An 11649-nucleotide genomic window follows, 5' to 3' on the forward strand; every position below is an offset into this window, starting at 1 on the left:
CTCACTCCTCGTCATCATCCTCACGGTGGGTTTTTGAGCGATTACGAACCGATCGCCAGAGGTGCTTTCCCTGTGTGCCGATGGACGAGATGAACCGTCGGGCCTTCGAGCGGCTCGATTGGCGATGCAGGTGGCGCAGCAAGGCGATTCGCTCGGCCTCGGGAAGCCGCCGGGCGATCGCCGGCAAGACCGTCTCAGCCACCGCGCCGGGGGATTGATCGCCCAGTTCAACGGCAATGACCCGATTGATCCCTTCCGGAAGCTCGGCCTTTAGGGCGGAAATCGCCTCATCCCTGGCGATCGGTTTGAGGGTGGTTCGCACGCCCGCCCCTTCAGCAGTCCCAGAGCCTCTGAAGTCCGAGACGTCCCGGAATCGGTTGAACCCGGTCACGACCACCAGGGCAGGGGGTCGATTGAGGTGGGACCGTTCCTGATACCAATCGACCCACTCTCGACAGTAATTCAGGTCGTCGCTCAGGTCGCCTCGCGAGGCGTCGGCAACGAGGAGCAGGAAATCTCCTCCCTCCGCCGCTGCCACGGCGTCCTTGCGACTGGTTCGCTCTCGAGCTGTATCCGGACCCGGCATGGCCCGGTAACCGGGAATCTCCAGAAACTTCACGGTTTCGAGTCGATCGGCCAGTCCCGGCTCTCGACCGGCCTGAATCAGCTTGGCCTTGACCCCAGAAAGATCCTCGTCGCCGATCGTCTTCTCAAGGGCGGCAATCAAGAGCGACTTGCCCGCACCCCGTCCACCAGCAACCGCAATGACCGGGGTCGCCCCTTCGTCGTGAGTGGTGTTGGCCGTGTCATGGACCTTGCGAGTGAGGCGCCGATAATGCTCTGACCCGATCGCGAGGCGTCCGCTGTACAGTTCGACGAGATGCAAACCGAGGCGGTTGACATAGGCTCGGAAAAACCATCGCATCAACGACCGCTGCATGTTCCGCCAGGCTGGCTGAGCAATGAGCTTCTGGGTTCCGAGCCGGGCCACCCCCGCGACGGGAGCAAACAGCGGAAGCAGATACGTGTAAATCTCGTTGGCTCGGTTGACGAGGTTCGCCGCGTCGATCGCCTGCTTCCAGTGGCCTGGAGTAACGATGTCTCCTCCCGGAATCTGCCGGCAAAGCCGGGTCAGGTCCTCTGCGGCGAGTTCCAGGGCCGTCAGGAGTTCGACGACCGACACGTTGTCCATGGGGTCGCGAGCGCCCGGGTGATAGTGCTTCGCCAGGGCGATGGCCAGTTCTCGACCTGTGTTGATATAGATGTCACCCACCGTCAACGCTTCGATCGCTGCTTCATCGGCCCGATTGGACATGCCCTGCACAATCTTCCAGGCATCACGATCGCGAGGACTAAACGTCTGGGGAGCATCCCAGTCAAGTGGCGGCAACAAGGTGTTTGACGACCGAGTCCAGCGGTCCGCCAGATAGGCAAACAGCGCGTAGGAGCCAATCCAGCCCAGGGCCACCGCCGTGACCCAGAGCCAGCCGTGCTCGAGCAGCCAGAGGGAACCAAAGATGACGTAAATGCCGAACGGCACCACGATCAGGGCAATCAGCACCCAGGCTCGCCAGTTTCGGAGCACGTCGAGACCCCCCGCGGTTGCGCGTGCGCGCTGGACCGTCCGACCGAGCAGAGTTACCGAAACTCTCTCCCCTTCATCCAACCATCGGACGTGGAATCAGGCTCCTATCGTCTGCCTAACCCCTTTGTTTTTCAAGACGATCGCCGACGGCCCCATAGTGCCTGATCGGCCTGGTCGCTATAACGGCGACGAGACGAGCGGATCTCGACGGGAGATCGGCTGGCTCTCGTGGGTGCACCTTTTCGGAGACCTTCTTCGATGTCAGAACACTCGAAGCGATCGGTAGGATGGATGCTCGCGCTTGCAATCGGACTGATCGGCTGTGGTGGGGGTGATGGCGGAATCGATGAGGGAATCGACTTTGGCGATTCCCCAACGCCGGTTGTCGACCCTTCCGAGCCCGGACCCGACCCGATGATCGAAGCTGAATCAATCGAAGAGGAAACGGTGGAGGAGGAACCCGCCGACGCGGAGGCTCCCGTTGCCATTGCTCCTCCCCTCGACTCCCCCGCTCCGGAACCGGAATCCCCGTGATCGAGGATCGCTCGCCGAACGCTCGGAGCAAGCCCTCGGCCCCCGGCCTCCGATCAGGAGGCCCGGAGGGTCGCGTCAAATCGCGTACGGCACGCCTCGATGATGTCCCGGATCGAAGCCTCCACCTCCTCACCGGTCAAGGTTCGATCGGCGCTCCGGAAGGTCAGGCCGAAGTGGAGACTATGCCGACCTTCGGGAATCCCGGCCCCTTCGAAGGTGTCAAGAAATTCGACCGATTCCAACAATGAGCCCCCAGCATTCCGGGCGGCCTCGGCCAGTGAGGTCCAGGGAAGGGCTTTCTCCACCACCAGCGAGAGATCGCGCGTGACCTCTGGATAGATCGGCACAGGGTGATATTTTGGCGAGAGTTCGGCGCGATCAATGAGAGCCTCCAGCCCGATCTCGGCTGCGGCACAGGGACCTCGCAAGCCGAATCGGCGTGCAGCCTCGCCGTCGATCTCGCCGGCGTAGCCGAGGTGCATCTCGCCGAGCAAGAGCTCAGCGGATCGCCCGGCAGCCATCGGAAAGGGTGACGCCGGTCGACAGATGAGCTGATCCGTCAGATGGAGCCGATCGAGCAGGGCTTCGACGATTCCCTTGATCGCGAAAAAGTCGGTGCCGGCAACCAGTGCGACGCGGGGCGATTCGTCGGGCAAGGGACGCTCGACCCGGGGCAGGTAGACGTGGGCCACCTCGAACAGCCGCGCGTCGGCGTTGCCGTGTGCCTGGTTGTACGACCTGGCGGCCAGCAGACTCGGAACAAGGCTCTGGCGCAGGGCGCTGTTCTTGCGGAAGTCAGCATGCTCGGCACGGATCGGCGGTTCGACAGGAAGGGGATCGATGGGGGCAATGAGTTCATCGGGCACGAGGCTGAAACAGACTGCCTCGTCAAAACCAAGTCCGGTCAAGGCCTCTCGTACGGCCCGTTCGATCCGCTCGCGGCGGCCAAGGCTGGAGGCGGCCAGCGGAACCGGCTGATCCTCGGGAATATGCTCGTATCCATGAATACGCGCAGCTTCTTCGATCAGGTCGATCTCGCGTTCCAGGTCGCTCCGCCAGGTCGGTGGCCGGAAGGTGGCCGCATGGTCATCGTTCCCGATGCGCTCCAGGCCAAGGGTTGTGAAGATCTCCTCGACGCGGACCCGGGGAATTTCGATCCCCAGGACACGCTCGATCTGAGAGAACCGAAGCGGGATTGCAGGGCGCTCTGGAGGAGGCGCTGAGGCCAGATCGATCACCCCTTCGTGCAGCGTGCCGCCGGCGAGTTCCAGCATCAACTGAGCACATCGTCTGCTGGCCCACTCAGTTCGCTCGGGGTCCATCGGCCGCTCGAACCGATAGCTCGACGGACTCATCAACCCCAGGCCCCGAGAGGTCCGACGCACCGAGAGGGGGTCAAACTGGGCGGCTTCGATCAGGATGTCGGTCGATTGATCGCCGATCTCCGTCTCCAGGCCGCCCATCACCCCGGCCAGGCCGACCGGACGCCGGCCGTCGGCAATGACGAGCATCTCGGGGGTCAGCTCATACGTCTTCCCGTTGATGGCAACGAGCTGTTCGCCGGGTCGGGCCTTGCGGACGACAAGACGGTGCTCGGCCAGGGTGTTGAGGTCGTACGCATGAAGGGGTTGACCGCACTCGAACATCACATAGTTGGTGATATCAACAAGATTGTTGATGCAACGCACCCCCAGAGTTTCCAGGCGTTTCCGCATCCACCACGGGCTTGGTCCGACCTTCGCCCCCGTGATGACCCGTGCCGTGAAGCGTGGGCAGAGCCCCGGTTCCTCGATCGAAACAGCGGTCACTTCGGAGACGGAGGAGCCGGATTCGGGCGGGTGGGGCTGGGGTTCTCGGAACGTTCTGCTGCCGTAGACTGCGGCGATCTCGCGAGCCACGCCCAGATGCCCGAGGCAATCGGGCCGATTGCTCGTGACTTCGAGATCAATGGCGAGGTCCCCGCCAACCTCGGCCGTACCTTCATGGTTCAGGCCGGTCAGGGCAAGGCGTTCGGCAAGTTCGTCGGCCGGCATGTCGAGCCGGACGTAATCGGTCAACCAGTTCCAACTGACAATCATGATGGTAGGGTTCGTTCGACGGCGTTCGGGAGTTCAGGTTTGGGGAAGGGGAATCTGGTTCGCTTCGAGGGGCCCGAGGATGGCATTGATGTCCAATTCGACGTTGGGCAGGGCGGCCGGAGCAACCGTTTGCCCCCGGCTTCGAATCAGTTGTTCGGTATACGTCCCGTTGTCCGGGATGCGATGCAACTCGATTCGGTCCTCGATCAGGTCGATCAGCCAGACCTCGGTCACGCCCGAGCGGGCGTAAAGCCCAAGCTTGGTGCCGCGGTCATAAGCGCTCGACGAATCCATGACCTCGAGAAAAAGCAGGACGTCGGACGGTCCCGAGTGGGCGGAGGCATATCGACCCTCGCGTCGGTTGACGATCATCAGATCAGGCTCGGGCTCAGAGTGGTCGTCAAGCCGGAGCGGATTCTGAACGCGAACAATCGCTCGACCGAAAAGGAGAGGGACCAGGATCTCGACAAGTCGGTCAACGACATCCGCGTGTCTCGGGCCGATCGGGATCCTCGCGATCAGATCCCCTTCGATCAACTCGACGCGAGCAACCTCGCACAGAAATCCAAGGTCGCCGAGGCGGTAGAAATCGTCCACCGTGAACCGGAGGCGAGCCGGTTGAGAGCCGAGCGGGCCCGGAGAGGCGGGAGATGCCGGGTTCTGCGATCGCGTTGCGGTCGCCATCGGGGAGGGGCCTCCGAAGGGGCCGAGGCCTCAGACCTTCGTCTGCTCGGCGTAAGACTTGACGTCTGCGATGGCGAGTTCAATCGACTTGCGACGCCAGTCGGTCAGGGCCGAGTCGAGGGCTCGGGTCAGATGATTGACCAGTTGAGAGGCGGCGTCGGCAGGATTGTCCCCCTCGGCCCGGATCTCCGGGAAGTCGCGGTGGTGAACTGCGGCCAGTCCGGCGGTGGCGCCGGCGGTGACAATCACGCGGTCTTCGCCTTGGGACATCGTCGAAACCTCGGGTGAGACAGGCTGATGCTCGAAGCGGTGGGGCGGGAGGCTTGCTCGTTCCGGATCAGCCTGTCGAGAGGATGGTCGATCGGTGGTGGGAGCAGGATCGAGCGCCGAAGCCGCTTGTCCTCGGTTCAAAATTGGGACAGGAACCGTACATCGTTGAGGGTAAACTGCCGAATGTCGTCGATTCCGTGGCGTCTCATGCAGAGGCGCTCGACACCGAGACCGAAGGCGAATCCGGTTACCTCATCTGGATCATAGCCTACAGCGCGAAGAACGTTCGGGTCGACCATTCCCGCTCCTCCCATTTCAACCCAGCGGTCGCCGCCATGCCAGAGCATGTCGACCTCAACGCTCGGCTCGGTGAACGGGAAGAAGGAGGGACGGAAGCGAATCTGGACATCCTCGCCGAGGTACCCCTGGGCAAACAGGCGAAGGGTACTCTTCAGGTGGGCCATTGTGATCCCGCGGTCGACCATCAACCCTTCGATCTGATGGAACATGAACGAGTGGGTGGGATCGACCTCATCAGGGCGATAGACGCGACCAATGGCAACGATCCGGACCGGAGGGGCTTGCCGCTCCATGACCCGAATCTGAATGGTGCTGGTCTGACTGCGGAGCAAGGCTCCGTCGCTCAGGTAGAAGTTGTCGGCCGGATCGCGAGCGGGGTGAGAGAGGGGGATATTCAGCGCTTCGAAGTTGTGGAAGACATCCTCGACTTCCGGACCCCGGGCTACACCGAAGCCGAGGCGGCCGAACAAGTCGATCAACTCGTCGGCTGTCTGGGTCAACGGGTGCCGATGCCCGAGCCGGGGCCGAGGGGTGCCGGGACGGGTGACATCGAGGCCAGAGATGGCGGCTTCGGGACGTTCCAGTCGTGCCTTGGCCGATTCCCATGCGGCTTCAAGCGCCTTTTTGACGGTGTTGAACCGCTGGCCGTATTGCTTGCGGGCCGAGGGCTCGATCAGCTTGAGCCGTTCCTGGGCGGCCTTGATCTTGCCCTGCTTCAGGCCGAGGTACTCGATCCGAGCGGCCTCGACCTCCTCCGGACGAGATGAGGTGCGGAAGGACTCGAGGCCAGAGGCTTCGAGGGATTCGAGCTCGTGGATCGCCGTGGAAAGGTCCATCAATCAGGTCGGATGGGAACCGCCCACCCGCTCTCGGGGGGAGTGGGCGGCGCCCACCTCGGGGAGGGTCTATCGTCACACGAGTCGAGTAGCCAGAGGTTGCCTCAGGCGGATGCTGCGGCGACGGCCGGAATCGCGCCGATCTCCTGAAGCTTGGCACGAACCCGATCGGCGATGACGTCGAAGGTCTCGGGATCGTGGATCGCCAGCTCGGAAAGGCTCTTGCGGTCGAGGCCGATGTCGAGCAGCTTCAAGCCCTGGATGAACCGGCTGTAACGGAGCCCTCGCATCTCGGCTGCGGCACTGATGCGGGTGATCCACAGACGGCGGAATTCTCGCTTCTTGGTGCGGCGGTCGCGGAAGGCGAACATCCCGGCGCGGAGCAAGGTTTCCTTGGCCGTGCGGTAGAGCCGCCGGCGACCGCCGACAAAGCCCTTAGCTTCCTTCAACAAACGCTTCTTGGCCCGACGGCGGGCCGATCCTTTCCTCGCGCGCATCGCTCAGGTTCTCGACGATCAGGGAGGGGGCTTAAGACGAAGGAGATCGAATTCAACAGGGTTGTTCAGGCGGTCACTCGGCCGAAGGGGATTCTGCGGTCCCGTTGGTTTCGAGTTGTTCCTGGGCCGCAGCTGCGGCGGCGAGGGCGTTGGCGAATCGGCCGTGCCCGGCTTCGCGGCGTTGCAAGGCCCGGCGGATTTTGTGAGCCATGGCCTTGTTCTCCAGGACGGCCGGCTTGCGCAACTTCCGAATGCGCTTGCCGCTCATGTGGCTATTCAGGTGGGAGGAGCCGCAACGCTTGTGAATGACCTTGCCGGTCGCCGTCACCTTGAAGCGTTTCTTGGTCCCCTTGTGGGTTTTCATCTTCACCGAAGGCATCGTCGTCTGGCCTCGTCTGTGCCCGGTCGGAGCCGGCCTCGGCCGGGCTACCTGCGCTCGGGGTGATCGCTCGGGGATGTCGGTGGGACGCAGGTTGCGTCAGGTCGCAACGCAAGCCCGGAAGAGGAGAATCGTACCATGAGAGCGCCCCGGATCCAATCCCGATCGGAGTCCGAGGATAAAAAACGCCCCCGAGCCGAGGACAACACGGTTCGGCTCGGGGGGCAAAGGCCGGTCAGCTGCGCGTTCGTCGATGCATGCCGTCGGAACGAGCGCCGGGCCGGAGCCCGCCTGGGGACCGACGGCAAGCAGACCTCATCAGCATCACCGCGGGGCGACGATGGCGGTCATGCGGCGTCCTTCCATCGAGGGAGGTTTTTCAACCTTGGCCACGTCGTCGAGGGCGGCAATCACCTCCTCAAGCACGCGGCGGCCTTCCTCAATGTGGGCCATCTCTCGGCCTCGGAACAGCACGTTGACCAGCACCTTGTCCTTGTGTTCGAGGAAGTCGCGGGCCTTCTTGACCTTCACCCGGATGTCTTCGTCTCCGGTCTTCGGTCGGACGCGGATTTCCTTGACCTGGACCTGATGTTGTTTCTGCTTGGCGACTCGCTTTTTCTGTTCGTATTTGAACTTGCCGAAGTCCATGATCTTGCAGACCGGCGGCCGCTCATTCGGCGCAACCTCGACCAGGTCCATGTCGGCCTCTCGGGCCAGTTCCAGGGCCTTGGATGTCGGGATCACGCCGAGCTGGGCACCGTCGGCACCAACGACCCGGATCGGCGAAATGCGAATCTGATCATTCACGCGCTGAGTTTTCTCGCGCTCGGTTCGGTCAAACGGCGGTCTGATGGCGTCCTCCCCCGGGACGATACGGATCAACCTCTGATGGGGATTGGTGAGGATTCCGGCCCGATTCGACCCCGAGGCCGGCACCATCCCGCATCCGCGACGCCCACCTCGTGGCGGGTCGAGTTTCGTCGCAGAGGCAATCTTGATCTATAACGGGTCTGGTGCGAACAGTCAAGCAAATCGCAATGATTGTGCAGCCGGATTCTGGAAAGATTCGCGATCGTTTATTCGCGTAACGGGTTGAGTTGGCGGACTCGGCGGCCTTCGGTCAGGAGTCGGCCCTCGGCATAGAGGGCGATGGCTTCGGGAAGGGCCTGGCGTTCGGCGGCCTGGACGCGAGCGGCGAGGGTCGCGGGGGTGTCGTCGTCGAGCACCGCGACGGTGCGCTGAAGGATGATCGGGCCGTTGTCGTAATGCTCATCGACAAAGTGGACGGTACAGCCGGAGACCTTCACGCCCAGGTCGATCGCCGAGCGATGGACGGCCTCGCCGTGAAACCCCTTGCCGCCGAAGCTGGGCAAGAGCGCCGGGTGGACGTTGATGATCTTCCCCTCGTAGTCCTTCGGGATCGGTAGCAAGCTGAGGAATCCGGCGAGGACGACGAGATCGGCCTTGGAGTCTCGGATCGGACCGAACAGCGCGGCCTCGTAGGCTTCGGGGGTCAGGTCGAGCTTTCGGACAACCGCTACGGGCACGCCGGCCCGTTCGGCCCGCTGGATCGCTCCGGCCCCCGGCTTGCTCACGATCACCTGGACGACTGAGGCGATCAGACGCCCTTCGGCGATCCGGTCGAGGAGGTTCTGTAACGTCGATCCGCTTCCCGAGGCCAGCACGGCCAGGCGGATCGGCGGCTCGGTGATCGGAGGGGTTCTTGGGGCGTCGGGCATCGGAGTCGGGGTGCCTGGGGACCTAGAATCGGAGTCGTTGCAGCGAATCATACGCGATCATCGCGGCCAAGGGGTGTCCGGAACGACGCGGATCGAACCCGCTCGGGGTTGAGTCGATGCGGAGGCGGGAGCGCCCGAGAGATTGCCTCGGGTGCGCCTTCGGGAGCGCTTCCGGAACGCGGGGTCGTTGCGGCGTTTGGTGTTGTCTGAACACGGGTTGCGTCGAATCGGTTGGCTTCGTTCCGTGGATTGCGTGCGTTGAGGGAAATGGCTTCGTTTCGTCAACGCGACAGAGAATGACGCCGGTGAGGGGCGGCGCAATGGCTTTGTTTCGTCAGGCCGATCTGTGCCAGGAAGGATCGTGTTCTGAGGATGGGGTTTCGGGGACGATCGGGGCCTCTCGTCGGAGGACCGGGGGCATCGTCGCCGGATCGGGTGCGCTGCAGGGTGCGCCTGAGGTGCGCTCTGGGTGCGCCACCACCGCAAGGATCGCGGGTGGTGTTTATGCTGCAATGATAGGGGTTTGTGTCGATGGGCCTGGCTTCGTTCGGGGAATTGGCAGGGTACGGTTGGGTTTGTTTGGTCAGGGTGTCGGGGGTGCGATGGGTTCGTTTCGTCACGCCAGGGAGGATCGGGCCACAAACGCGGGGCAAGCCGGGTCGCATCCAGGGAAGGGAAGGGGATCGGGGCATGGAAGGAGCCCGAGGAAGATCGTTGTCGGGAGGCAACGGGAGGACGCGGAGGGTGAGGCGGTCGCGATGGAGGGAACACGGGTGCGGACTCGGGGACAGCGGGGAGGAGACGGGATCGAGTGGGCTCCCTCGTGGTCGTTGGCGCTCGCCGAGAGGGAGGCGAGGGCGGGGAGACGATCGGCCAATCGGGGGGATCGTCGGGAGGGCGGAGACCTTCCTGTCCCTTACTATCGTGATTGGGACGAGGGGCAGTCACACAAAATGGTAAGGACACGATAACGGGGGCCGTCTTGATCGTCTCTGAATGGGTGGTTCGAGCGGATCGACGTACGAGCGCACCTCGACCCGTTGCCAAGCAAGGGGCGATCCCAGGTGTCACCGGGTCGCCGTGTTCTATTGGTGAGCAGGTGCCCGGTGTTCCCCGATGGACGCACCTTCAAATCTTCCCGCCTTGCTCGGACCGAACGCTATACTGATGGGAGCCAGGGATTGGAGTCGAAGGGGAGTCTCAGCATGCGCTTGGCAGTCCGGGTCGCCGCGACCTACGAATTGCAGGATGAGTCGTTCGGCTGCCTGATGGTCGAGCCGTCGTTGAGCGGGGAACGGCATCGGGTGGTCGAGGAAGACTTGACGACCAGTCCGACCCGATCGTGCGTCCTGGGTCGAGACCTCTACGGCAACCCTCAGCGGCACTTCATCGCGCCGAAGGGTCGGTTCTCCTTCGCATTTTCGGCCACCGTCGAGGTCGAGCCGAATGCCGAGATCCCGGAGGATGCCGTCAAACATCCGGCTCAGGACCTCCCACCCGAGACCTTGATTTATACCTTGCCGTCGCGATATTGCGAGTCGGACGTGCTCTCCCGGATGGCCCAGAGCGAGTTCGGCGATCTTGCCCCCGGGGCCGGTCAGGTCCGGGCCATCGCGGACTGGGTGCGGAGTCGGGTCGAGTATCGCTACGGCACGACCGGCCCGACCACCTCGGCGAGGGGGACGGCGATTGATCGGGTCGGCGTTTGCCGTGATTTCGCCCACCTGGTCATCGCGTTCTGCCGGGCGCTGGACATCCCCGCTCGGTACGTTTCAGGCTACGCCCTGGGTCTCGAACCGCCGGACTTCCACGGCTATGTTCAGGTCTATTTGGGTGGGGCGTGGCACAACGTCGATGCCACCTTCGCCGGTCTTCGGCCCGCCCTCGTCCCGATCGCCCTCGGCCGCGACGCCACCGACGTGGCGATGATGACGCTCTGGACGCCGCATGAGGTGGTCGAGCAGTCGGTGGAGGTTTGCAAGGTTGGCGATTGAGGCATCCCCTCACCGTTCGAGGGGAGGCCTCACCGAACGACCGGACTGAATCCGGTTGTCCTGATGCGGCTCCGACACCTGGCCAGCGTGCCGAGTTCCCGCTCACGGGCCGAATCGCAGGACGGAAGGCTTCGTAGTCGCGGTCGCCATGTGAAGTTCTTGATGTCTTGCGGCGCGGAACGCGAACAGCCTTCCGCTGAAACACTGGCTTGGGGCACGACGTTTTCAATTACCGCTTCAATGCCAGGACAAGTACGCCGATCGCCACCAAACCGATCCCCAGCCATTCTCGTGCGGAGGGCCGTTCACCGAGGAATGCGAAGGCGAAGAGCGCAACAAGCACAAGACTGAACTTGTCAACCGGTGCGACCTTTGATGCCTCGCCGACTTGAAGCGCTCGAAAATAGCAGACCCATGACGCGCCTGTGGCCAGGGCCGACAGCGCCAGGAACAGGATTGTCCTGGGAGCAAGGGTTCGAGGGTCACTCCACTTGCCTGCGTACAGCACGAATCCTGTCAGCACGAAGAGGACGAGAACGGTACGAATGAGTGTCGCGAAGTCGGAGTCGACCCCTCGAATTCCGACCTTGGCGAAGATTGCAGTCAGCGCAGCGAAGCACGCCGACAGTGATGCCCAGAAGAACCAATCGTGAGGGGACGTCATGATGATCTACCGAGCCGAAACGGGACGCGAGGAACGGTCTAGTTCGGCCCAGTTTCTCCCGTTCGCCGCGTCAGCCGGCTTGCTGTCAT

Annotated in this window: 12 protein-coding genes; 2 read left to right on the forward strand and 10 right to left on the reverse strand. The window is 63.2% G+C overall.

What is annotated here, in order from left to right; translation table 11 throughout:
• Window position 1: 1 nt before the first annotated feature.
• Window positions 2-1585, reverse strand: a complete 1584-nt coding sequence (locus HG800_RS07240) for a GTPase domain-containing protein (RefSeq protein ID WP_315851989.1) — start codon at window positions 1583-1585, stop codon at window positions 2-4.
• A gap of 258 nt (window positions 1586-1843) precedes the next feature.
• Here HG800_RS07240 and HG800_RS07245 point away from each other — a divergent pair, with 258 nt between their 5' ends.
• A complete protein-coding gene (locus tag HG800_RS07245) occupies window positions 1844-2119 on the forward strand; it encodes a hypothetical protein (RefSeq protein ID WP_169975275.1) in 276 nt (91 codons plus the stop codon).
• A gap of 53 nt (window positions 2120-2172) precedes the next feature.
• Here the strand turns inward: HG800_RS07245 and pheT are convergent, their stop codons facing one another.
• From pheT to purN, 8 genes are all read right to left on the reverse strand, one after another.
• Window positions 2173-4197, reverse strand: coding sequence for a phenylalanine--tRNA ligase subunit beta (gene pheT / locus HG800_RS07250; protein WP_169975277.1), 2025 nt, complete (start codon window positions 4195-4197; stop codon window positions 2173-2175).
• A gap of 33 nt (window positions 4198-4230) precedes the next feature.
• Window positions 4231-4881: a Uma2 family endonuclease gene (locus HG800_RS07255; RefSeq protein ID WP_169975279.1), complete on the reverse strand. Its 651-nt coding sequence runs from the start codon at window positions 4879-4881 to the stop codon at window positions 4231-4233.
• Window positions 4882-4911: 30 nt separating this feature from the next.
• Entirely contained in the window at window positions 4912-5151 is a 240-nt protein-coding gene (locus HG800_RS07260) for a hypothetical protein (RefSeq protein WP_169975281.1), read from the reverse strand.
• A 137-nt stretch (window positions 5152-5288) separates the two neighbouring features.
• Window positions 5289-6287: a phenylalanine--tRNA ligase subunit alpha gene (pheS, locus tag HG800_RS07265; RefSeq protein ID WP_169975283.1), complete on the reverse strand. Its 999-nt coding sequence runs from the start codon at window positions 6285-6287 to the stop codon at window positions 5289-5291.
• Window positions 6288-6391: 104 nt separating this feature from the next.
• A complete protein-coding gene (rplT, locus tag HG800_RS07270; protein WP_169975286.1) occupies window positions 6392-6784 on the reverse strand; it encodes a 50S ribosomal protein L20 in 393 nt (130 codons plus the stop codon).
• A gap of 73 nt (window positions 6785-6857) precedes the next feature.
• Window positions 6858-7163: a 50S ribosomal protein L35 gene (rpmI, locus tag HG800_RS07275; RefSeq protein ID WP_169975288.1), complete on the reverse strand. Its 306-nt coding sequence runs from the start codon at window positions 7161-7163 to the stop codon at window positions 6858-6860.
• A 324-nt stretch (window positions 7164-7487) separates the two neighbouring features.
• Window positions 7488-8015: a translation initiation factor IF-3 gene (gene infC, locus HG800_RS07280; RefSeq protein WP_367096140.1), complete on the reverse strand. Its 528-nt coding sequence runs from the start codon at window positions 8013-8015 to the stop codon at window positions 7488-7490.
• A gap of 224 nt (window positions 8016-8239) precedes the next feature.
• On the reverse strand, window positions 8240-8902 hold the full coding sequence (purN, locus tag HG800_RS07285; protein WP_169975293.1) for a phosphoribosylglycinamide formyltransferase: 663 nt from the start codon (window positions 8900-8902) through the stop codon (window positions 8240-8242).
• 1205 nt (window positions 8903-10107) lie between these two features.
• Between purN and HG800_RS07290 the strand changes: the two genes are divergently transcribed.
• Complete coding sequence (locus HG800_RS07290; RefSeq protein ID WP_169975296.1) at window positions 10108-10896, forward strand: transglutaminase-like domain-containing protein; 789 nt, start codon at window positions 10108-10110, stop codon at window positions 10894-10896.
• A 229-nt stretch (window positions 10897-11125) separates the two neighbouring features.
• Here the strand turns inward: HG800_RS07290 and HG800_RS07295 are convergent, their stop codons facing one another.
• Window positions 11126-11560 carry an EamA family transporter gene (locus tag HG800_RS07295; protein WP_169975298.1) on the reverse strand — a complete coding sequence of 145 codons (435 nt, stop codon included), beginning with the start codon at window positions 11558-11560 and terminating at the stop codon, window positions 11126-11128.
• Window positions 11561-11649 lie beyond the last annotated feature (89 nt).

The sequence above is a fragment of the Tautonia rosea genome (assembly GCF_012958305.1).
In the GTDB taxonomy this organism is placed as follows: domain Bacteria; phylum Planctomycetota; class Planctomycetia; order Isosphaerales; family Isosphaeraceae; genus Tautonia; species Tautonia rosea.